This window comes from uncultured Oscillibacter sp., from assembly GCF_950073225.1.
Taxonomy (GTDB): domain Bacteria; phylum Bacillota; class Clostridia; order Oscillospirales; family Oscillospiraceae; genus Oscillibacter.
In genome coordinates this window covers 246,575-269,361 of sequence record NZ_CATMPS010000001.1, presented here as the reverse complement: position 1 = coordinate 269,361, position 22,787 = coordinate 246,575, and the positions used below count along the sequence as shown (strand labels likewise).

The window sequence follows — 22,787 nt, the reverse complement described above, 5'->3', positions numbered from 1 at the left end:
CCCGGCGGAGGAAAGCGACTGGGGACTGGATTCCGTCCACCTGGCGTACGAAGCGTGTGAAACCTGATTTAAGGAAAGGCTGGGTAACAGCAGATGAGTAAAAAACCCCAATACGACCCCGAGGAAATCCGATTCCCGGACCAAAAAATCGTCGAGTCCCCCCTGGTCCCGGAGATGGAGAAATCCTATATCGACTACGCCATGAGCGTGATTGTGGGCCGGGCCCTGCCAGACGTGCGGGACGGCCTCAAGCCCGTCCACCGCCGCATCCTCTACGCCATGTACGAGGATAACCTCACCCACGACAAGCCCTTCCGCAAGTGCGCCACCGCCGTGGGCGACGTACTGGGCCGCTACCACCCCCACGGCGACCAGTCGGTTTACGACGCCCTGGTCCGCCTGGCCCAGGACTTTTCCATGCGCTATATGCTCATTGACGGACACGGCAACTTCGGCTCCGTAGACGGCGACCCCCCGGCGGCCTACCGTTACACGGAGGCCCGCCTGGCCCGCATGTCCGATGAAATGCTGCGGGAAATCGAGAAGGACACCGTGGACTGGGACCCCAACTTCGACGAAACCCGGAAGGAGCCCAAGGTCCTGCCCTCCCGGTTCCCCAACCTCCTGGTAAACGGCTCCTCCGGCATCGCCGTGGGCATGGCCACCAACATCCCGCCCCACAACCTCCGGGAGGTTATCGGGGCCGTTATCCATGTGCTGGACGACCCCGAGGCCACGCTGACGGATTTGATGCAGCACATGGAGGGCCCGGACTTCCCCACCAAGGGCATCATCATGGGCCGGTCCGGCATCCGGGCGGCCTACGCCACCGGCCGGGGCCGGGTGACCATCCGGGCGAGGCACGAGTTCGAGGAGTTCGGCCAGAACCGGACCCGCATCATCATCACGGAAATTCCCTATCAGGTCAACAAGCGGATGCTGATTAAAAACATGGCGGACCAGGTGGAGGACAAGCGGCTGGAGGGCATTTCCAACATCCAGGACGAATCCGACCGCAACGGCATGCGCATCGTCATCGAGCTGAAGCGGGACGCCAACCCCCAGGTGGTCTTAAACCGCCTCTTCGCCCAGACCCAGCTCCAGACCACCTTCGCCATCAACATGCTGGCCCTGGTGGAGGTCAACGGCAAGCTCCAGCCAAAGATTCTCTCCCTGCGGCACATCCTGGACGAGTACATCCAGCACCAGGAGCAGGTCATCGTCCGCCGAACGCGCTTCGACCTGAAAAAGGCCCAGGAGCGGGCCCATCTGCTGGAGGGATTGCTGATTGCCCAGGACCACATTGACGAGGTCATCAAGGTCATCCGCAGCAGCTATGACAACGCCAAAGAAAACCTCATGACCCGCTTCGGCCTGGACGACGTACAGGCCCAGGCCATCTGCGACATGCGGATGATCTCCCTCCAGGGCTTAAACCGGGAGAAGCTGGAAAACGAGTACAAGGAGCTGGAAGAGCGCATTGCCTACTTCCAGAAAATCCTCTCCGACGAGACCCTGGTCCGCCAGATTCTGAAAGAGGAGCTCACCGCCATCGCCGGGAAGTACGGCGACGAACGAATGACGGAAATCCAGGACGTGGAGGACGAAATCGACATCGAGGACCTCATCGAGGAAGAGCAGTGCGTCTTCACCCTGACCCAGGCGGGGTATATCAAGCGGACCCCCGTCAGCGAGTACACCGCCCAGTCCAAGGGCGGCATGGGCAAGAAGGGCATCACCACCCGGGAGGAGGACGCGGTGGCGGACGTGTTCACCGCCTCCACCCACGACTATATCCTCTTCTTCACGGACACCGGAAAGGTCTACCGGAAGAAGGGCTACCAGATTCCCGTCTCCGGCAAAACCGCCAAGGGGACCAACATCGTCAACATCCTCCAGGTGGAGCAGGGGGAGAAGGTCCAGGCCATGGTCCATACCCGGTCCATAGAGGACGACGGCCGCTTCCTCTTCATGGTCACCCGGAACGGCGTGGTGAAGCGCCTGCCGGCGGGCAGCCTGAAAAACCTCCGCAACAACGGCATCCGGGCCCTGAGCATGACGGAGGACGACCGGCTCATTACCGTCCGGGAGACGGACGGGGAGCAGAATATCCTCATCGCCACCCACGACGGGATGGCCGTCTGCTTCCACGAGGACGACGTGCGCCCCATGGGCCGGACCGCCGTGGGCGTGCTTGGCATCAAGCTCCGGGAAGGGGACTACGTGGTGGGCGCCGCCCGGGCCCAAAGCGGCAAGGCCGTCCTCACCATCACGGAAAAGGGCTACGGCAAGCGGACGCCGGTGGAGGAGTACCGGATAACAAAGCGGAACGCCTACGGCATCAAGAACTATATGCTGACGGAGAAAACCGGGCAGGTGGTCGGCATCAAGGTGGTGGACGGGTCCGAGGATCTGCTGCTGGTGACGGAGGCGGGCATCCTAATCCGCACGCCGGTGGAGGCCATCAAGCAGTGCGGCCGGTCCACCCAGGGGGTGATCGTCATGCGGTTCAAGGAAGAAGGGGACCGGGTGATTTCCATGGCCCTGGCGGACCGGGAGGAAGCGCCCGCTTCCGGAGAGACGCCCTCTTCTGAGGAGACGGTATAAGCGCCTATGAAGACGGTTACGATCTACACCGACGGGGCCTGCTCCGGGAACCCCGGCCCCGGGGGCTGGGGGGCCATTTTGATGTACGGGGAGCACAAAAAGGAGCTCTCCGGCGGAGAGGCCCAGACCACCAACAACCGCATGGAGCTCACCGCCGTCATCACCGCCCTGGAGGCCCTGCGGGAGCCCTGCGTGGTAGAGCTGTGGTCCGACAGCAAATACGTCATCGACGGGCTCAGCAAGGGCTGGGCCAAGGGCTGGCGGGCCAGGGGCTGGGTGAAAGGCGACAAAAAGCCCGCCCTGAACCCGGACCTCTGGGGCCGCCTGCTGGACCTGGCGGAGACTCACACCCTGCGCTACCACTGGGTGAAGGGCCACGCGGAGAACGAATTCAACAACCGCTGCGACGAAATGGCCGTGGCGGAAAGCCGGAAATTCAAGTGAGGCTTTAGGCCTTGTTTGAAAAAAGGCAGAACGCCGTCTTTGGGCATCTTTTTCCGCCAGGACTGCGTTGATTGGACTTGAAATCCGTCAGGATTCCTGCGTCCAATCGCCTTGCCTGGCAAAAAAATATGCCCCAATCCGGCACTCCGCCAATTTTCAAACAAGGCCTAACATTCATAAACTGTTTACAGGAATCTCATAATTTTGCAAAAAGTTTTGGGTACAGTAAGAATCAGCAAAGGGTACTCCCAGCCCGATGCGTTTTCTCCCTCCTAAAATAAACACACACGGAAGACGGGCCGCTCTGCGGCCCGTTTTTCGTTTTCGCAAAGCAAAATCTCTTATCAAAAGGGAAATTCCTGCCGATGAACTATTCGTAAAGGAATACAAATTTATGGTAAAGGAGTACGAAAAAAGGAGACGCGCAAAAAATGAGGCTGCAAGCATATGATTCGGCTTTTGTGAACCGGGCAGGGGGGGCGGACCGGAACGCCGCGCCCTATGACGGGGCGGGAAGGGCCGGAGGGAAAACGGCCTTCGCCGGGTATCTGGATGTGGAGCGCCAGAGGCAAAAGATGCGGGAGCTGCCGCCGGGCGGGACGCTGGACTCCGTCTACATGCAGTTCATGGAGGACTACCGGGCCTGGAAGGCCGGGCAGCCGGAGGACGCCCTGCCGGATTCCCAGGGCTGGACGGAGGAGAACCTGGCGTTTCTCCGGGAGCGTTACGCCGGGGACCTGTCCGCCTTTGAAATCTACGACGCGCTGGATACCATGAAGCAGCTGGGCATCCTCAGCGAAAAGGGCCTGCGCTGTGCCGAGGGCACCACGCTGATCGCAATCGAAATGAAAGCCGGAATCGTGGAGACTTCTGCGGGCCCGGATTCCAAAGCCGCGTGGCTTCACGGCTTTGACGAGGCCCCCATGGTGGGCTTCCGCAGTCTGGAGGACATCCTCTCTTGGGCAAAGGACTTTCGGGAGGAAGATCACCCGGATTTCATCACCGGAGCCGAGGCCATGGCCCGGGGCTGGATTTAAGGCGGAAGGAGAGGACGGAACATGGATGCTGGAGTCAAATACATTGTCAATAACACCGGAATTCCCACCTCGGAATGGGGAAAGTACAAGCCCGCGGGCGTGAACCCGGACGGGCCTTCGGTGGACTTTTCGGACCTTCTTTCCGGCAGGAACCAGGAGATCGTCTCTAATCTCACCGATGGAGCGAGGAAGACCTTGCAGCGGCTGAAAAGCAATCCCAATTCCATTTCCAAGATGGAGTGGATGGACCTGATGCACGAGCTGAACGCCATGGGGGCCGTCAGCGACACGGATTATACCTGGACGCGGGTAGATTTCCATCTTATACCTTTGGGGGATAAAGAGAATCCGTTTCCGCTGTCGAAAGACATGCGGGAGACGCTGCTGAGCGGCGGCAGCCAGTGGTCGGGAAATCCCTTGAACCACCTGGACCAGTGGGCCTTTTCCCTGAAAAAATGGGGCACGGAGCTGTCCTGGGAGCGGAATTTCGACGGGAGTCCCAAATACAAGGACCTCTCCCCGATTTACGATCAGGCCTCCGCCTGCGGCCGGGTGTCCAACCTGATCAAGGGCCTGCTGGCGGCGGATATCTTTGCCTCCCGGTGAGGGGGGCGGCTTTGCTTTCATAAACGGCGGGACGGCGCAAGGCCGTCCCGCTTTTTTGTCCCCCCTTGCTAAACCCGGACAAACAGTATAAAATAGATCCGTCAACAATTCCATACGGGAGGTTCAAAGTATGAAGGACGGATTCATCTCCGTGGCCTGCGGCGCGCCCAAGCTGCGCCTGGCGGACTGTGCCTACAACGCCGAACAGAGCTTTCAAATGATGCGCTCCGCCGAGAAGGCGGGGGTCAAGGTCCTGGTCCTGCCGGAGCTGGGGCTGACGGGCTACACCTGCGGCGATCTCTTCTATCAGGAGGCCCTCCTGCGGGAGGCGGAGGAGGGATTGAAAACCGTGCTGGAGGCCACGCGGAACCTGGAAGTGGTGGCGGCGGTGGGAATGCCCCTGCGGGTCCATAACGAATTGTATAATTGCGCCGTTATAATACAAAAAGGGAGGATTCTGGGCGTGGTTCCCAAGACCCATCTGCCCAATTACGGCGAGTTTTACGAAAAGCGCTGGTTCGCCCCGGCCCCGGCAGAGGCGGAGAGCCTGCCCCTGCTGGGCCAGGAGTTCGTCCCCTTCGGGGCGGGCCAGGTCTTCCGGTGCGAAAACGTGCCGGGCCTGGTGCTGGGCTTTGAGATCTGCGAGGACCTCTGGTCCCCGGACTCCCCCTCCGTCCGGATGGCCAAGGACGGGGCCGCCATCATCGGCAATCTCTCCGCCAGCAACGACGTGGTGGGCAAGGACGCCTACCGCCGCCAGCTGGTGACCATGCAGAGCGCCAAGCTCCTCTGCGGCTATGTCTACGCCAGCGCCGGGGCGGGGGAGTCCACTTCGGATCTGGTCTTTGGGGCCCACCAGATGATTGCGGAAAACGGGGCCCTGCTTGCGGAGCGCCGCTTTGAGGGGGGGCTGCTGGTGTCGGAAATCGACGTTCAGCGCCTGGCCTGCGAGCGCCGGCGGACCCAGTCCCTGGGGGAGGGCTCCGGAAACGAGGGGTGCGGGGAGACCTTCACCCTGACGGAGGGCAAAACCAAGCTCACCCGCCACGTCTCCCCCATGCCCTTCGTCCCCGAGGGGAGAGAAGACCGGGACGAGCGGTGCCGGGAAATCCTCCTCCTGGCCTCCCTGGGCCTTAGGCGGCGCTTGGAGCACACCGGGGCGAAGTGCGCCGTGGTGGGCCTCTCCGGCGGGCTGGACTCCACCCTGGCGGTGCTGATTACCGGCCTTGCCATGAAGATGATGGACCGGCCCCTGTCGGACATCATCGCCGTTACCATGCCGTGCTTTGGCACCACGGACCGGACGCGGAACAACGCCGTCCTCCTGGCGGAGCAGATGGGGGCCGCCCTGCGGACCGTGGACATCTCCCAGAGCGTCCGCAGCCACTTCCGGGACATCGGCCACGACCCGGAGGACCATTCCGTCACCTATGAAAACGCCCAGGCCCGGGAGCGGACCCAGGTGCTCATGGACATCGCCAATGAGCACGGCGGCCTGGTCATCGGCACCGGGGACCTCAGCGAGCTGGCCCTGGGCTGGTGCACCTACAACGGGGATCACATGAGCATGTATGGGGTCAACGCCTCCATCCCCAAGACCCTGGTGCGGCATTTGGTGGGCTACCTCTCCCGGGACGGGGAGGAGCCGGAGCTCCACGACGTGCTGGAGGACATCCTGGATACCCCCGTCTCCCCGGAGCTTCTGCCCGCCGTGAAGGGGGAAATCTCCCAGCGGACGGAGGACCTGGTGGGGCCCTATGAGCTTCACGACTTTTTCCTGTATTATATCATCCGCTGGGGCTTTGCCCCGGGGAAGGTCTTCCGCCTGGCCCAGCACGCCCTGGGGCGGAAGTACAGCCGGGAGGTCATCCTGAAATGGCTGAAGTCCTTCTACCGCCGCTTCTTCACCCAGCAGTTCAAGCGGAACTGCCTTCCCGACGGGCCGAAGATCGGCACCGTGTCCCTGTCTCCCCGGGGCGACTGGAGAATGCCCAGCGACGCGCAGGCCGCCGTGTGGCTGGCGGAAGCGGAGGCGTTGAAATGAGAGAAAATGAGAAGCCAGTCGCCCATAAGGGGCCCCCGCTCGAACCCAGCGAAGCGGTTCGAGTGGGGAGAGGAGGAAGGAATGGAGCGTGCGGAGTCCTCGCCGGAAGGCGGGGACGGAGCAGAGCGGAATTTCTTCCGACGAGGCGGATGCCCAGCGACGCGCAGGCCGCCGTGTGGCTGGCGGAAGTGGAGGCTTTGACATGAAAAAGCTGCTGTGTGCCGCCCTGCTCTTCATGCTCCTCCTCACCGGCTGCGGCGGGAAGACGGTGCCCCCGCCCCCGGAGGAGCCGGACATCCCCCCGGCGGAGGCCCCGGAGGCCCCGCCGGAGGAGCCACAGGAGCCGGAACCCCCGGAGGACCCTGAGGAGGCCGCGCTGCTGGCCCTTTTGGAGGACATGACCCTGGAGGAGAAGACGGGCCAGCTCTTTTTCGTCCGCTGTCCGGCGGAAAACGCCCTGGAGGACGTGACCACCTATCACCTGGGGGGCTACCTTCTCTTCAGCCGGGACACCCAGGACAAAACCGCCAACGATTTGATTCAGACCATCGCCTCCTGGCAGACCCAGGCGGTAGAATACGATACCGGAATCCCGATGCTCATCGGCGTGGACGAGGAGGGGGGAACGGTGGTCCGGGTCAGCTCCAACCCCCATTTGCGGAGCAAAAAGTTCTCCAGCCCCGGCAAGCTCTGGAAGCAGGGCTTGGACGCTCTGCTCCGAGAGACCCGGGAGAAGTCCATCCTTCTGAAGAGCTTGGGTTTCAATGTGAACCTGGCTCCGGTGGCGGACGTGTCCACCAACTCCGGCGACTTCATCTATGATCGGACCACCGGCATGGACGCGGAGGAGACTGCGGATTATACCGCCCGGGTGACGGAGGCCCAGTCCTTCTATGGCCTGGGCAGCGTCTTGAAGCACTTCCCCGGCTATGGGAACAACAAAGATACTCACACCGGCGTGGCCGTGGATGAACGGTCTATGGAGAAGTTTCTGGAGCAGGATTTTCTCCCCTTTCAGGCGGGTATCGCTGTGGAGGAGACGGTCTGGCCCTCCGGTGAGCTCCGCCGCCTCCGGCCCGCCGTGCTGGTGAGCCACAACATCGTAAACTGCATGGACCCGAATCTCCCCGCCTCTCTCTCGCCGGAGGTCCACCGGATTCTCCGGGAGGACCTGGGCTTTGACGGCGTGGTCATGACGGACGATTTGGCCATGGACGCGGTCAGCGCCTACGCGGCGGGCGGGAACGTGGCGGTGATGTCCATTCAGGCGGGAAATGACCTGGTGGTCACCACGGACTACCGGACCCAGATTCCCCGGGTCATCCAGGCCGTGAGGGACGGCGCGCTGGAGGAGGAGGCCGTGGACGCGGCCTGCCTCCGGGTGCTCCGGTGGAAGCTGGAGCTGGGCCTTTTGGAGCGGACGGAGGAGGGGACCTTGAGGCCCGCCCTCTGACGGGGATACGCCGCCCAGGTTCTGGCGGCGTTCCTGATTCTCCCGGCGGAGCCGGTGTGGAGGGCCGTCACGGACACGATGTTATAAAGAAAGGCGAATTTGAACATGGAAACCCAAAAGCTCTACTATCAGGACCCCTATCTCCGGGAGTTCCCCGCCACGGTCCTCTCCTGCGAGTCCGCCGGGGAGGCCTGGAAGGTGGTCCTGGACCAGACGGCCTTCTACCCCGAGGGGGGCGGCCAGCCCGCCGACCACGGCGTTTTGAAAACCGCCGGAGGGGAAATCGCCGTCACCGACGTCCATGAAAAAAACGGCGCGGTGGTCCACACCTGCGCCGCTCCGGCGGAACCCGGCACGGTGGTCACCGGGGTTTTGGACTGGGCCCGCCGCTTTGACCACATGCAGCAGCACTCCGGGGAGCACATCCTCAGCGGCATCCTCTGCCGGCTGTATGACTGCGACAACGTGGGCTTCCACCTGGGGGCGGAGGCCGTCACCATCGACTACAACGCGGACATCACCTGGGAACAGGCCCTGGAGGCGGAGTGGCTGGCGAACGAGGCCATATGGGCGGACCGGGAAACCGAAATTTTCTACCCCTCTCCTCAGGAGCTGGCGGCTCTGGACTACCGGAGCAAGAAGGAGCTCACCGGCCAGGTCCGCATTGTGGAGTTCCCGGAGGCGGATCGCTGCGCCTGCTGCGGCACCCATGTGGAGCGGGCGGGCCAGGCGGGCCTGGTTAAGGTCCTCTCCTGCCAGAAGTTCCGGGAGGGGGTCCGCATGGAAATCCTCTGCGGGGCCCGGGCTTTGCGGTATCTCTCCGGAACCTATGACCAGGCCCGGGCCGTGAGCCGGCGGCTCAGCGTAAAGCCCCTGGAGATCCAGGGGGCGGTGGAGCGGCTGGAAGAAGAGCTTTCCGCCGCCAAGGAGCGCATGGCGGACTTAGAGCAGACGGCCTTCGCCGCCCTGGCCGCCGGGCAGGCGGGGCGGGGGGACGTGGTGCTGTTCCAGTCTCCCATGCGCCCGGACAGCCTCCGCCGTCTGGCGGACGCGGTGGGGAAGTCCTGCGGCGGACTGGCGGCGGTGTTCTCCGGCGAGGGGGCGAAGTGGAGCTACGCCCTGGTCCGGGGAGACGGGGGGGACATCGCCCCCCTGGTGAAGGAGCTGAACGAAACTCTCCATGGCCGGGGCGGAGGCCGGAACGGCTTTGCCCAGGGCAGCGTCCAGGCGGGACGGGGGGAGATTGAAGCGTTTTTCAGGAGGTGACGAAATGCGCTATCTGCTGGCCGAGTGGACCCACCAGGAGGAGGACGAGCCCTATCTCATTTATTCCGAAATGGACGAAGAGCGCCGGGAGACCCGCCGGGTGGAGTTCTACCGGAACGGAATTACCTTTTCCTACGGCGGGGAGCGGGGAAACGAGGGGGCCCTGCGGCAGCAGCCCTTCCCGGAGGACCTCCGGGACCTTCAGACCCCGGAGGGGGAGCTCTCCGCCCGGGAGATTTCCCCGGGGCTGTTCTATGAGATTTGGAACCAGGCCCAGGAGCGCCCCGACGGGTTTATGGGGATGTTTTTCTGAGCATGTTTGATAGTGAGAAGAATAAAGAAGAAGGGCGGACCCATGGGTCCGCCCTTCTTCCGTCATGATAAAGTTTCCGGTAAAAGAGAAAGCCATCTTTGTGGGGCCTGACCCCCAGGTCAGGCCATTCCCTCAATGATTGCCCTTTTCCCGATAGAACACCCTGTAGGGGCGGACCTATGTGCCCGCCCTTTTCCCGTTTTCCTCATGTCCCCGGGGGCAGGTTCATCTCCTCCGTAATGTACCGCTTCCCATACACCGCGTCATACACCACCGCGTCCCGGAGCTCCAGCAGTTCCAGGGCCTCGGGGGAGAGGCCCGCCTCCTCCCGGGAGAAGCTGGCCTTTCCCTCTCCGTCCACAAAATAGAGGTCCGTCTGGGTCAAACAGACCTCGCCGACCATCTCCAGCAGGGCCCAGTACCGGCTGACGGGCCGCCCCGTCAGCTCCAGCAGCTGGGGCCCCAGGGCGGTGATGCTGCTGTCCCTCCGGCTTCCGGCCAAATCCCCCAGCAGCGCCGGGTCGTTGGCCCAAATCAGGTAGTCCGTAGAGTACAGGTCGTTGATTTCCTCCTCGGTCCAGTTCAGCGTGTCGTTCTCCGGGCACAGGCCCAGGAGCGTATACACCGTATCCCCGCCGGGCATGAACAGATTGGGCCGGTGGTCCCCGAAAAAGACCACAATCGTGGGCTCCTCACTCTCCCGCAGGGCCGCCGTCAGCTCTCCCAATGCCTGGTCCGCCCGGGTTATCCCCTCCAGCATCACCCGGATGATGTCCCGCTGGGCGGGGGTGAAGTCCGGGGCGACCAGGGGAATCTGGCATTCATAGTTGAATTTCTGAGGCTCGAAGGGCTGGTGGTTCTCCATGGTGATGCCGAAAAGGAAGGCCCGCTTCCCGCTCTCGTTCACCGCCTTCATCCGTTCCAGCATCCCCTGGAAGAAGTAGCCGTCCCGCATGTAGAACCCGCCGTAGGCCCCGTCCGCCCGCTCAATGCCCATTTGTTGAATATCGTCGGAAAAATACAAATCGTTGAAGCCCAGCAGGGGATAGGTCACCGTCCGGTTATACAATGTGTTATCATAAGCGTGGAGCATTTCAGCAGTGTAATCACCGGATTTCGTGAATTGCTCCGCCAGGGCGTCAAAGCGCTCGTAAACCGCCTCGTCCTGGAAGCAGATGTTCGTCCCCGGCGGCAGGTCCAGGGCGTTCAGTCCATAGAGCATGGGAATCTCCAGATACCCGGTGCCATAGCCCAGGTAATGGCTGTGGAAGGTCCCGCTGACGCTCTCCGCCTCCAGGGCGTGAAAGTTCTCCAGGGGGTCCCCCTCGTATTGGAGAACCGGGAGGCGGGTGAGGTCATAAAAGGACTCGGAGAGGATAAAGAGGACGTTCGGCCTGGCCTCCGGCTCCTGCCGGGGGGCGGTGAGCTGGTCAATGCGCGCCAGCATGTCCAGCATGAAGTCCTCATCATACCCCTCCGGCGGGGTTTTAGGCTGGGGAAACGCGTCCCGCCAGAGACTGAGGGTCAGGCCGTGGAGGCTGTGGTTCTCCGCCGGGTCCATCCGGGTGTAAAAATCCACCCCCAGCCAGCTCCCCACGGCCCGGGTCCCGGTGCCGGTGAGGAGAATCCCCGCCAGGGTCAAAGAGCAAAGGCAGCACCGTCCCCGGGCGGTCCCCTCCAGGGCGGTGAGCCGCCGGGTCAGCAGCAGAAGGAGGACGCAGAACAAAAGACCCGCCGCTGCCAGATAGAAGTCCTCCGGCGGCGTCAAATCCCCCGCCAGGCCCGCCACGTTTCCCGCCTGCTTCGCAAGGCCGAAGTCCGCCAGCTCCAGAGGCGTTCCGTTGATGGCGTTTTTGAAGTAGTCCACCAGGGCCAGAATCAGCCCCAGGGCCCCCGCCGGCAGGGCGGCCAGCCACAGCCGCCCCGTCAGGGACCCCAGGACCCAGACGGGCGCGGCCCAGAGCAGGGCGGTCATCAGCAGATGGCCGGGGTAGTCCAGGGCCCACTCCGCCACGCCGGGGAGGGTGCCGGTGGAAATCCACTGCATGGCCCCGGCAACCGCCAGCCCCATGCAGAGCCCGGCGGCGGCGAAGAGGACGCACCGGAGCCAGAGGGGCCCCAGGGGGCCTTTTTGTTTTTTAGAGAGCGTATGTCGTTTCATAGTAAAAGTAGGGGCGGGCCTTCGCGCCCGCCCGCTGGTCTGATGGTTTCGTGGTGGGTTGAGGGGCCGGGACCAAGCCCGGTCCCCGGGTGAAAACACAGGGGCTTAATACGCCAGCTTCTCGGTGAGGTAGGCCTTCAGCTCGCTGATGGGAATGCGGACCTGGGCCATGGAATCCCGCTCCCGGACGGTGACGCAGTTGTCCCCGGCTTTTTCCCCGTCGCCCACGGTGTCGAAGTCCACGGTGACGCAGTAGGGGGTGCCGATTTCGTCCTCCCGGCGGTAGCGCTTGCCGATGGAGCCGGTCTCGTCGAAGTCCACCATCCAGTCCTTGGAGAGCTCCTGCTGAATCTCCTGGGCCTTGGCGCTGAGCTTCTTGGAAAGGGGCAGGACAGCCGCCTTGAAGGGGGCGATGGCGGGATGGAAGCGCATGACGGTGCGCACGTCGTTCTTGGCCTCGTCCACCACTTCCTCGTCATAGGCCTCCACCAGCAGGGCCAGGGTCATCCGGTCCGCGCCGAGAGACGGCTCGATGACGTAGGGGATATAGTGCTCGTTCTTCTCCTGGTCGAAGTAGGTGAGGTCCTGGCCGGAGTGCTTCTGGTGCTGGCCCAGGTCATAGTCGGTGCGGTCCGCCACGCCCCACAGCTCGCCCCAGCCGAAGGGGAAGAGGTATTCGAAGTCCGTGGTGGCCTTGGAGTAGAAGGCCAGCTCCTCGGGCTCGTGGTCCCGGAGGCGGAGGTTTTCCTCCTTCACGTTCAGGCCAATCAGCCAGTCGTGGCAGTAGGTCCGCCAGTACTGGAACCACTCCAGATCCGTGTCGGGCTTGCAGAAGAATTCCAGCTCCATCTGCTCAAACTCCCGGATGCGGAAGATGAAGTTGCCCGGGGTAATCTCGTTGCGGAAGCTCTTGCCCACCTGGCACACGCCGAAGGGGAGCTTCCGCCGGGTGGTCCGCTGGATGGCGGGGAAGTTGACAAAGATGCCCTGGGCGGTCTCGGGCCGGAGGTAGACCTCGTTGGCGGAATCCTCGGTGACGCCCTGGTGGGTTTTGAACATGAGGTTAAAGCGGCGGATGTCGGTGAAGTCGTGCTTGCCGCAGCCGGGGCAGGGGACCTGCTTTTCCCGGATGAAGGCCACCAAATCCTCCTGGCTCATGGCCTCCACGTTCACGTCCAGGCCGTTTTCCTGGACGAAGCCCTCCACCAGCTTGTCGGCCCGGTGGCGCATTTTGCAGGCCTTGCAGTCGATGAGGGGGTCGTTGAAGGTGGAGACGTGGCCGGAGGCCACCCAGACCTGGGGGTTCATGAGGATGGCGGCGTCCAGACCCACGTTGTAGGGGTTTTCCTGGACGAACTTTTTCCACCAGGCCCGCTTCACGTTGTTCTTGAGCTCCACGCCCAAGGGGCCGTAGTCCCAGCTGTTGGCAAGGCCGCCGTAAATTTCGCTGCCGGGGAAGACGAAGCCCCGGCCCTTGCAGAGGGCGACGATTTTTTCCATGGATTTCTGCTTGTTGTCCATTGCGATTCACTCCTTAAACATAAAATGCCCCGAGCCTTCGCTGGCTCAGGGCGAACTTGAAAAAGTCCGTGGTTCCACCTGAATTCCCCCTTGCGGGGGCACTCTGCCCGGTAACGGCGGGGGACCGGCGGGGCATTGCCTCCCCGCGGCGAAGGGGCGCCAAGCGTTTCCCCTCCCGGGAGGGCTTACACCGAACCGCCCTCTCTCTTTGCCGGGGTGGGGGAGGCTTTTCCCCTTCATGCCTTTGACACAAATGACACTGTATCATGTTTTGGGTGGGTTGTCAAGGGGCCCTGTGAGGGCGGGCCGTCTTGTTTTTGGGCTCAAAAACACCGCCGGAGGGATCAGCAGGGGCAGGCACCCGTAAATCCCCGGAATGCTCCACCGGCCCACGCACCACCAGCCCCAGGCGGCCCCCAGGTGGAAGCACAGCAGGGTCCCGCCGTAGAACCGGAGCTTTCGCAGCTGCTCCGGGTCATGGCCGCAGAGGTATTCCGTGGCCCCTTCGGTGAACTGGCGGAGGTTGTTGGTGGAGAAGATGGTGGCGCAGTTGTATCCCGCCGCCTGGGAATAGGCCACCCACTGCACCGCCGTGGCGAGGAACATGGGGTAAAGGGCCAGGATGGGGTCCGTCTCCGCGGGAATCCGGGCCAGCGCCAGGCAGGCGGAAAGGTCGGCGCCCACGGCGGCCCAGCGGAGCAGGGCGGTTTTCCCCGCCCGCCGGAGCAGCACCGCCAGGACGATACCGGCTATGTAGCACGCCGTGGCCCCCAGCCGGACCAGGACGGGACCCCAGGTCCCGTCCAGGCCGGACACTACTAGATAAATAAGGTTGGAGGTTTCGGAGGAGCCGAAGGTTCCGCCCCGGGTCAGCAGGGCATAGACGCCGAAAAAGCCGCCCACTGCCGCCATGGCGTGATGGGCCCGGGTTTCCTGATGGAGGTCCACGGGTTATTCCTCCACCTTCACCAGCGCGATGTGCAGCTCGTCCAGCTGCTTCGCCGTCACCTCGCCGGGGGCGCTCATCATGATGTCTGCGGCGTTTTTGTTCATGGGGAAGGGGATGATTTCCCGGATGGAGTCCTCGCCCGCCAGCAGCATGACCATCCGGTCCACTCCCGGGGCGATGCCCGCGTGGGGCGGCGCGCCGTAGGTGAAGGCGTTGTACATGGCGGGGAACTTGGCCTTTACGTCCTCCTCGCCCAGGCGGACCATCTCAAAGGCCTTTACCATAATCTCCGGGTCGTGGTTCCGCACCGCGCCGGAGCTCAGTTCCACGCCGTTGCACACCAGGTCGTACTGGTCTGCCCGAATGTCCAGGGGGTCCAGCTTGCCCTGCTCCGCCAGCATCAGGGGTTCCAGTCCGCCATTGGGCATGGAGAACGGATTGTGGCAGAACTCCAGCTCCCCGGATTCTTCGCCGATCTCGTACATGGGGAAATCCACAATCCAGCAGAAGGCGTACTGTTCACGGTCCATGTGTCCCGGCACCGCCGCCCCCAGGGTCTTTACCAGCACGCCCGCGGTCTTCCAGGCGGCGGTCTGCTTCCCGGCGGCCAGGGCCACGAAGTCGTTGGGCTTCAGGTTCAGGGCGGAGATCACTTCATCCCTGATGGGCTGGACGAACTTAGCGATGCCGCCCACGATCTCGCCGTTTTCGTCCAGGCGGAACCAGTAGGGCTTTCCGCCGGAGACCACTTCCACCTCCGCCAGGGTCTTGTCAATGAACTTCCGAGTCTCGTGGAAATCGCTGACCACCACGGCCTTGATGGTAAGAACGCCCTCGGAGGCCTGCCGTTCCCTGGTGTCGAAGGGCCCGAAGCCGCAGTCATAGAGGGCGGCGGGAGCGTCCTTCACCCGCAGGTCAATGCGCAGATCCGGCTTGTCGGTGCCGAAGTTCTCCATGGCATCCAGATAGGTAATGCGCTGGAAGGGAGCGGAGCTGGCCCGGTTATACGTTCCGTACCTGGCAAAGATGGGGGGCAGCACGTCCTCGATGACGGCGAACACGTCCTCCTGGGTGGCGAAGGCCATTTCCATATCCAGCTGGTAGAATTCGCCGGGGGAGCGGTCCGCCCGGGCGTCCTCGTCCCGGAAGCAGGGGGCAATCTGGAAATAGCGGTCAAAGCCGGAGGTCATGAGGAGCTGCTTGAACTGCTGGGGGGCCTGGGGCAGGGCGTAGAACTTTCCGGGGTGGTTCCGGGCGGGGACCAGGTAGTCCCGGGCCCCCTCGGGGGAGGAGGCGGTCAAAATCGGCGTGGTGATTTCCAAAAAGCCGTGGTCCGTCATGGCCTGGCGGATGGCGGAGACCACCTGGCAGCGAAGGACGATGTTGCTTTTTACTTCCGGGTTCCGCAGGTCCAGATAGCGGTACTTGAGGCGCTGGGCCTCGTCGGCCTCCCGGCTGCGGTTCACCTGGAAGGGCAGCTCGTTGTGGCGGCAGCGGCCCAGGACCTCCATTTTTGTGGGAACGACTTCGATATCGCCGGTGGGCAGCTTGGGGTTTTTGCTGGCCCGCTCCCGGACGGTCCCCTCCACGGAGATGGTGGATTCCTTGTTGACGGCCTTGAACTGGGCCACCATCTCAGGAGTTTCGGCCACAATCTGGGTGGTGCCGTAAAAGTCCCGGAGGACGATGAAGGCCAGCTCGGCGCCGACCTCCCGGATGTTTTCCATCCAGCCGGAGAGTTTGACCTGCTTACCGGCGTCGGTCAGACGAAGTTCTCCACAGGTGTGGGTGCGGTTTTGTACCATGATGGTTCCTCTTTTCTATTACAAAATGGAATAATTATATAGTAAGCTGCGGATTGTACTCAACCGCCCGAAGGGCGGGAATAAGCCCTGTCATCCCCGGACGACAAACCCCTGATTCCGGGCGTCCAGCCCCGCCTTGATGCGGTAGATCGTCGCCTTGGGGTCCAGCTTCGTCTGCTCCCCGGTGGCCATGTCCTTGCAGGCCACCACGCCGGATTGAATCTCATCCTCGCCGAGGAAAATCACATAGGGAATCCCCAGCTTGTCCGCGTAGGAAATCTTCTGCTTGAACTTCTTTTCCTCACAGTGGAGCTGGGCCCGGATGCCGCTTGCCCGAAGCTCCGTGGCGAAGGCAATGGCGGCGGACAAATCCTCCGTCATGGGCAGAATCAGCACATCCGCCGGAGCGGTGGGAAGCTCCGGATTCAGCATCCCCTGTTCCCCCAGGACGTAAAAGAGGCGGGTCAATCCAATGGAAATTCCCACTCCAGGAAGTTGTTTATCTGTGTAATATTCCGCTAAGTTATCATACCGCCCGCCGGAACAGACGGACCCAATCTCCGGATGGTCCAAAAGCACCGTCTCATACACCGTCCCGGTGTAGTAGTCCAGCCCCCGGGCAATGGTCAAATCCACGGCGAAGTTCTCCGCCGGAACGCCGAAGGCGCCCAGGTGCTTCACAACGGTCCTCAGCTCCTCCAGACCCTGGTCAAAGACCTCGTTCCGGCCCCGGCGGGCCTCCAGGGCGGAGAGGATTTCCTCCGTGCCTCCGGTGATGGCGATGAAGTCCAGGATTTCCTGGGCGCTCTCCGGGCGGACGCCCAGGTCGCTGGTGAGAATCTCCCGGACCTTCTCCGGGCCGATCTTCTCCAGCTTGTCCACCGTCCGCATGATATCCCCGGCCTTGTCCGAGAGGTCCAGGGACGCGTAAAAGCCGTTGAGGATCTTCCGGTTGTTCACCCGGATGCGGAAGCGCTTGAGCCCCAGGGCGGAGAAGGTCTTGTAGATGATGGCGGGAATCTCCGCCTCGTTGAGGATGGACAGCTTCCCGTCCCCAATCACGTCGATGTCCGCCTGGTAGAACTCCCGGAAGCGGCCCCGCTGGGCCCGCTCGCCCCGGTAGACCTTGCCGATTTGGAAGCGGCGGAAGGGGAAGGTCAGGTCGTTGTAGTGCAGGGCCACGTATTTCGCCAGGGGGACTGTCAGGTCGAAGCGGAGGGAGAGGTCCGCGTCCCCCTTCTGGAAGCGGTAAATCTGCTTCTCCGTCTCGCCGCCGCCCTTGGCAAGCAGCACCTCGCTGGACTCGATGACCGGGGTGTCCAGGGGGGTGAAGCCATAGAGGCTGTAAGTCTCCCGGAGGATTTCCATGATGCGCTCCATCTGCCGCTGAGGGGCGGGGAGGAGCTCCATGAAGCCGGAGAGGGTACGGGGGGTTTGTTTTGCCATAACGCTGCTCCTTTTCTCTCTTGTAAGAAGTGGTGCCGGTAGGCGGCGGGGCCGCTGAAAAAGAGCGCCGCCACCCCAAAGTGATTTGGGACGAGAGCGCTCATCATCCGCCCAAATATCCAGGATTTGGGAACTCTGTTTTTGGGCGCAATAAAGAGGACCTAAAAATTTTCCGAAACCTACAGGCCCGGCTGCCGCCGCTCCGGCTTGGTTTATCGCCAGACTGCCAGAGCGAGGTAAAGTTCTTTTGCTGACTTTTCTTTCAAGAAAAGTCAGGCCAGGGGGCGGGAGGTGGAGGGATTGACGATTAAGCGCCAGTCCAGATCGCCCCGGGCCAGGCCCAGGACCAGCATCTCCGCCGTGGCGATGTTGCTGGCGAAGGGGACCCGGTTCTGGTCGCAGAGACGGGAGATGTAGGAGATGTCCTCCGCCCGCTCCTCGTTGGCGGGGTCGTTGAAAAACAGCACCAAATCGAACTCGTTATAGGAGATGCGGGCCCCAATCTGCTGGCTGCCGCCGTGGGCGTAGGTCAGGAAGCAGTGGACATCCAGGCCCGTGGAATCCGCAATCATGTGTCCGGTGGTGTTGGTGGCGTAGAGCTGGTGCCGGGCCAGAATCCCGGCGTAGGCGGTGCAGAATTGGACCATCAGCTCCTTCTTGTTGTCGTGGGCCATCAGCGCGATGTTCATGTCATGCTCCTTTCTGTCTTCATAACCGGCGGAGGCCGCCGGGGACTTGTCTTATCGTATCCGCAGCAGGGGGACCTTCTGCCCCTGGAGGCGCTTGGCAATGTTTCGGTAGGCCGCCGCCGCGCCCTGGCTGCCGCTGAGCAGCAGGGGCACCCCCTTGTTCAGGGAGAGGGGGAGGGCGTCGTCCTCCGGGATGACGCCGATGAGGGGCAGGCCCGCCCGGTCAATGGCGTCGTCGATGGTGGCGTGCATGCTGCGCAGCATTTTCCGCCGCACCCGGTTTACCGTCAGGTGCAGCCGCCCGGTGGGGAAGCGGTTCAGCTCCATCACCGTGTGCTGGGCGTCCCGCAGGGAGGAGGCGTCCGCCGTGGCCACCACCACGCAGCGGTCCGCCGCGCAGGTGGCCAGCTGAAAGCCGCTGTCCAGACCCGCCGGAGCGTCCAGGAAGCAGTAGTCGAACCGCTCCCGGGCGGCGTCCAGCATGACGGCCATCTGCTCCTCCGTCACCGGGCGGCCCCGGCTCCGGGTGGGGGCCGTCAGCAGGAAAAGGCCCGGAAGGTCCGGGTGTTCCACTGCCGCCACGTCCAGGGAACAGCGCTGCTGGGCCACGTCGGTAAAGTCCATAATGGCCTTGTCCGTCAGCCCCAGGGCCAGGTCCAGGTTCCGCAGGGCCACGTCGCAGTCCACGCACAGCACCTTCTGCCCCATCTGCGCCAGGGCGGAGCCCACCCCGGCGGTGAAGGAGGTCTTGCCCGTGCCCCCCTTGCCGGAGACCACGGCAACGCATTGGCCCGCCATGGAACGCGCCTCCCTTCCAAACGCTGATTTCGCACCTTCTATTATAGCGGATTCTTCTTGATCTTTGCAAACGTTCTGGGGTATTTTTTTTGCGTTTCGGTAATTTTAGTCATAATCACCAGCCGCCGGGGGACATTTGTGCCGGAAATACTATAATCGGCGGGCTTTTCCAGCCGTCCTCCCAGCAGATTGACGGCCCGCCCGGCGGCGTTCAGCTCCTCATTGCTGTCCACGGACTTCATGGCCAGGAATTGCCCCCCCGGCTTCACCAGGGGCAGGCACAGCTCCGTCAGTACCGGCAGGGCCGCCACCGCCCGGCTCACCGCGAAGTCAAAGGACTCCCGGCGCTGCTGGGCGAATTCCTCCGCCCGGCCGTGGACGCATTCCACGTCCTCCAGCCCCAGGTCTTCGCAGACCTCCCGGAGGAAGTCCACCCGCTTGCGCTGGGCGTCCAGCAGGGTCAATTGAATGGAGGGCTCCAGGATTTTCAGGGGAAGGCCCGGGAAGCCCGCCCCGGTCCCCACGTCCACCAGGGTTTTCCCCCGGAGGTCCGCCAGGGCCAGCAGGGCGGCGCTGTCCAGGAAGTGGAGCCTTGCCGCCTCGGCGGGGTCCGTGATGGCGGTGAGGTTCATGACCTTGTTTTTTTCCGCCAGCAGCTCCCAGTAGCGGAGCAGAGCCGGGATTCCCTCCGTTGGGAGGGAGAGGGCCTCCAGGCCCTCCCGTAGGATGGACTCCATCATTTCTCCTTCAGCAGGTCCCGGATTTCCGTCAGCAGCTTCTCCTCGGGGGAGGGGCCCGGCGGGGGCGGGGGAGCGGCTTCCTTCTTCTTGTGGAAGCGGTTCAGGGCTTTTACCAGGCAGAAGACCACAAAGGCCATAATCAGGAAATTCAGAACCGCCTGGATAAAGTTGCCGTAGGTGATGACGGCGGGGCCGATGTTTACGGACAGCTCAGCAAACGAGACGGAGCTGGTGAAGATGCCCAGCACCGGCATCACGATGTCGTTAATCAGGGAGTTGGTGATGTTGGAAAACGCTCCGCCGATGATGACGCCCACCGCCATATCCATGACGTTCCCCCGGGCGATGAAGGTTTTGAATTCCGCCAGGAAGCCGGAGGTCTTTTCTGCCATAATTCGATTCCCTTTCGTATAAAGTGATAAAATCTCTACGGACAGGAGGACCTTATCCGCCCAGCCGGACCCGCAGGGCGGGGTCCAGCACCCTTGCCAGCATGATGGCGGCCTGGGCCCGGGTCAGCTCCCGGTCCCCGCCGAAGTTCCCGGCCTGGTCCACCCCGGTGAGGACCCCCGCCTGATAGAGCCGGAGGATGGCGGCGGCGTCCTGGGTTTCATCTGGGTTTACGTCGGGGACAGTGATGGCCTCGTTGACGGTCTCCAGCTCCCCCGCGGTCCGTTCCACCAGCCAGGCGAAGAGGGAACGGGTGGCGTTGTCCTTGGAGAAGCGTACCGCCGGGTCATAGCCGCTGCCGTCTCCGTTGTTCCCGTTGCTGGCCCGGTAGAACAATTCGCCCTCGATGTGCAGGACATTCTCGATGCCCAGATAAAAGGCGGCGGGGAACCACCAGGCCTCCTGGAATTGTTCCATGAGCGATCGGTTGGGCAGGGCGGTAAAGCGGCGGGCCTCCGGGTCCGCGAAGCGGTAGCCCGTTCCCACAAAGCCCTGGTGCATGGTGCCCCCGGCGCTCTCGTGGGATTCCTTCACGCCCTCAAAGGACCTGACCTGGCCATAGTCCTCAAAGCCGATTTCCAGCTTGCAGGTCTCGGGGAGGTCGGGAGCGTCGGGGGCGTTGCTGAGAGAGATGTAGGGCTGCTCCCCGGCGTTGTACTGGAGCTCCTGCGCCGAGTTGAAGGAGGCGAAAAGGTTCCCCTCGCTGTCATAGAACCGGAGGTAGGGCTGGCTCAGGTCCGGCAGGTCCGGCACGGTGCCGTCGCCGCCGTTTTGGAGATTGTAGAGCCGCGCCGCCAGCACCACCAGCTGGGCCACGTTCAGCTTGCCCTGGGGGCTGAAGGCCGTGTCCGAGGCGCCGTTCATCAAGCCCCGCTCATAACAGAGCTTCACGGCCTCATAGGAGGCGCTTCCCTCCGCCACATCGAAAAAGCCGGGGTAGGCCCGCCCGGTATCCGCTGCGGCGCAAGGGATACAGAGGACAGACAGGAATACAGCCGTTAAAATCAGTCCGGCAATACGTTTCATCGTTCAAGTCCTTTCTATCGGCTCCAGTCCGGTCGTCCTACTTTTTTCGAGAAAAAAGTAGGCAAAAAAGCTTTATCTCGCTCTATACCCTGGTATTTGTCCTGGATTTGTGCACGGCAACGGGGCCTTACTTCTGGGGGACCAGTTTTTCCGTGCCGCCCATGTAGGGACGGAGGACCTCGGGGATGGTCACGGTGCCGTCGGCCTGGAGATTGTTTTCCAGGAAGGCAATCAGCATCCGGGGCGGGGCCACACAGGTGTTATTGAGAGTGTGGCACAGCTGGGTCTTGCCGGACTCGTCCTTGTAGCGGATGCGCAGCCGCCGGGCCTGGGCGTCGCCCAGGTTGGAGCAGGAGCAGACCTCAAAATACTTTTGCTGCCGGGGGGACCAGGCCTCGATGTCGCAGGACTTGACCTTCAAATCCGCCAGGTCGCCGGAGCAGCACTCCAGCTGCCGCACGGGAATGTCCAGGGAGCGGAACAGCTCCACGGAGAACTGCCACAGCTTTTCGTACCACATGGGGGACTCCTCGGGCTTGCAGACCACAATCATCTCCTGCTTTTCAAACTGGTGGATGCGGTACACGCCCCGCTCCTCGATGCCGTGGGCGCCCTTCTCCTTGCGGAAGCAGGGGGAATAGGAGGTCAGAGTTTGGGGCAGGTTCCCGGCGGGGAGAATCTGGTCGATGAACCGGCCGATCATGGAGTGCTCGCTGGTGCCGATCAGATACAGGTCCTCGCCCTCGATTTTGTACATCATGCCGTCCATGTCCGTCTGGCTCATGACGCCTTCCACCACGTTTCCGTGAATCATGAAGGGGGGGATGCAGTAGGTAAAGCCCTTGCCGATCATGAAGTCCCGGCCATAGGCCAGCACCGCCTCATGGAGCCGGGCGATGTCGCCCAGGAGGTAATAGAAGCCGTTGCCGGAGACGCGGCCCGCCGCGTCCAGGTCAATGCCGCCGAAAGACTCCATAATTTCCGTGTGATAGGGGATGGGGAAGTCCGGGGTTTTGGCCTCGCCGAAGCGCTGGACCTCCACGTTTTCGCTGTCGTCCTTGCCAATGGGGACGGAGGGGTCGATGATCTGGGGAATCAGCAGCATGCGCTTGTGGAGCTCCGCTTCCAGCTCGTTTTCCTGCTTCTCAAGCTCCGTCAGGCGGTCCGCCTGTTCCTTCACCTGGGCCTTGACGGCCTCGGCCTCCTGGAGCTTGGAGGGGTCCTTTTTGGACTGGCCCATGAGCATGCCGATTTGCTTGGAGAGGGTATTGCGGTTGGAGCGGAGCTGGTCCGCCTCGGCGATGGCGGCGCGGCGCTTGGCGTCCAGGTCGATGACCTCGTCCACCAGGGGGAGCTTGCTGTCCTGGAATTTCTTTTGAATGTTCTCCTTGACGGCCTCGGGGTTCTCCCGGATGAAGCGGATATCAAGCAT

The 22,787-nt window shown here is 62.8% G+C and carries 19 protein-coding genes; 8 read left to right on the top strand and 11 right to left on the bottom strand.

The genetic code is table 11. The annotated features are described in order from the left end of the window. Nucleotides 1–93 precede the first annotated feature (93 nt). From gyrA to Q1M04_RS01240, 8 genes are all read left to right on the top strand, one after another. Nucleotides 94–2,607 (top strand): DNA gyrase subunit A, encoded by a 2,514-nt coding sequence (gene gyrA, locus Q1M04_RS01275; protein ID WP_297996411.1) that lies wholly within the window; start codon nucleotides 94–96, stop codon nucleotides 2,605–2,607. A 6-nt stretch (nucleotides 2,608–2,613) separates the two neighbouring features. Next, nucleotides 2,614–3,051, top strand: coding sequence for a ribonuclease HI (rnhA, locus tag Q1M04_RS01270; protein WP_293280932.1), 438 nt, complete (start codon nucleotides 2,614–2,616; stop codon nucleotides 3,049–3,051). A gap of 431 nt (nucleotides 3,052–3,482) precedes the next feature. Beyond that, entirely contained in the window at nucleotides 3,483–4,088 is a 606-nt protein-coding gene (locus Q1M04_RS01265; RefSeq protein WP_297996413.1) for a hypothetical protein, read from the top strand. Between the two features lie 21 nt (nucleotides 4,089–4,109). Then, nucleotides 4,110–4,694 (top strand): hypothetical protein, encoded by a 585-nt coding sequence (locus tag Q1M04_RS01260; protein ID WP_297996415.1) that lies wholly within the window; start codon nucleotides 4,110–4,112, stop codon nucleotides 4,692–4,694. A 130-nt stretch (nucleotides 4,695–4,824) separates the two neighbouring features. After that, complete coding sequence (locus tag Q1M04_RS01255; protein ID WP_297996417.1) at nucleotides 4,825–6,738, top strand: NAD(+) synthase; 1,914 nt, start codon at nucleotides 4,825–4,827, stop codon at nucleotides 6,736–6,738. Between the two features lie 202 nt (nucleotides 6,739–6,940). Then, nucleotides 6,941–8,191: a glycoside hydrolase family 3 protein gene (locus tag Q1M04_RS01250; protein ID WP_297996419.1), complete on the top strand. Its 1,251-nt coding sequence runs from the start codon at nucleotides 6,941–6,943 to the stop codon at nucleotides 8,189–8,191. Nucleotides 8,192–8,296: 105 nt separating this feature from the next. After that, complete coding sequence (locus Q1M04_RS01245) at nucleotides 8,297–9,457, top strand: alanine--tRNA ligase-related protein (RefSeq protein ID WP_297996421.1); 1,161 nt, start codon at nucleotides 8,297–8,299, stop codon at nucleotides 9,455–9,457. Between the two features lie 4 nt (nucleotides 9,458–9,461). Beyond that, nucleotides 9,462–9,770 (top strand): DUF6881 domain-containing protein, encoded by a 309-nt coding sequence (locus Q1M04_RS01240; protein ID WP_297293983.1) that lies wholly within the window; start codon nucleotides 9,462–9,464, stop codon nucleotides 9,768–9,770. A gap of 205 nt (nucleotides 9,771–9,975) precedes the next feature. Here the strand turns inward: Q1M04_RS01240 and Q1M04_RS01235 are convergent, their stop codons facing one another. From Q1M04_RS01235 to serS, 11 genes are all read right to left on the bottom strand, one after another. Beyond that, the gene (locus tag Q1M04_RS01235) at nucleotides 9,976–11,931 is read right to left on the bottom strand and encodes an LTA synthase family protein (protein WP_297996423.1); all 1,956 of its coding nucleotides are present in this window, start codon (nucleotides 11,929–11,931) and stop codon (nucleotides 9,976–9,978) included. A 105-nt stretch (nucleotides 11,932–12,036) separates the two neighbouring features. After that, nucleotides 12,037–13,452, bottom strand: a complete 1,416-nt coding sequence (locus tag Q1M04_RS01230) for a glycine--tRNA ligase (protein WP_295755346.1) — start codon at nucleotides 13,450–13,452, stop codon at nucleotides 12,037–12,039. Nucleotides 13,453–13,716: 264 nt separating this feature from the next. Next, nucleotides 13,717–14,400, bottom strand: a complete 684-nt coding sequence (locus Q1M04_RS01225; RefSeq protein WP_293280384.1) for a YoaK family protein — start codon at nucleotides 14,398–14,400, stop codon at nucleotides 13,717–13,719. Between the two features lie 3 nt (nucleotides 14,401–14,403). After that, nucleotides 14,404–16,206 (bottom strand): aspartate--tRNA ligase, encoded by a 1,803-nt coding sequence (aspS, locus tag Q1M04_RS01220; RefSeq protein ID WP_297996426.1) that lies wholly within the window; start codon nucleotides 16,204–16,206, stop codon nucleotides 14,404–14,406. A 90-nt stretch (nucleotides 16,207–16,296) separates the two neighbouring features. Further along, nucleotides 16,297–17,652, bottom strand: coding sequence for a histidine--tRNA ligase (gene hisS / locus Q1M04_RS01215; protein WP_297996428.1), 1,356 nt, complete (start codon nucleotides 17,650–17,652; stop codon nucleotides 16,297–16,299). A gap of 272 nt (nucleotides 17,653–17,924) precedes the next feature. Then, nucleotides 17,925–18,341: a methylglyoxal synthase gene (locus Q1M04_RS01210; protein WP_293280388.1), complete on the bottom strand. Its 417-nt coding sequence runs from the start codon at nucleotides 18,339–18,341 to the stop codon at nucleotides 17,925–17,927. 51 nt (nucleotides 18,342–18,392) lie between these two features. Continuing rightward, nucleotides 18,393–19,139 (bottom strand): septum site-determining protein MinD, encoded by a 747-nt coding sequence (minD, locus tag Q1M04_RS01205; protein ID WP_297996430.1) that lies wholly within the window; start codon nucleotides 19,137–19,139, stop codon nucleotides 18,393–18,395. A gap of 41 nt (nucleotides 19,140–19,180) precedes the next feature. Continuing rightward, entirely contained in the window at nucleotides 19,181–19,879 is a 699-nt protein-coding gene (rsmG, locus tag Q1M04_RS01200) for a 16S rRNA (guanine(527)-N(7))-methyltransferase RsmG (protein WP_297996432.1), read from the bottom strand. Continuing rightward, on the bottom strand, nucleotides 19,876–20,271 hold the full coding sequence (gene mscL / locus Q1M04_RS01195; protein WP_297996434.1) for a large-conductance mechanosensitive channel protein MscL: 396 nt from the start codon (nucleotides 20,269–20,271) through the stop codon (nucleotides 19,876–19,878). The genes rsmG and mscL overlap by 4 nt, the downstream gene beginning before the upstream one ends. A 52-nt stretch (nucleotides 20,272–20,323) precedes the next feature. Next, nucleotides 20,324–21,355, bottom strand: a complete 1,032-nt coding sequence (locus Q1M04_RS01190; protein WP_297996437.1) for an S-layer homology domain-containing protein — start codon at nucleotides 21,353–21,355, stop codon at nucleotides 20,324–20,326. Nucleotides 21,356–21,482: 127 nt separating this feature from the next. Continuing rightward, nucleotides 21,483–22,787, bottom strand: coding sequence for a serine--tRNA ligase (serS, locus tag Q1M04_RS01185; protein ID WP_297996439.1), 1,305 nt, complete (start codon nucleotides 22,785–22,787; stop codon nucleotides 21,483–21,485).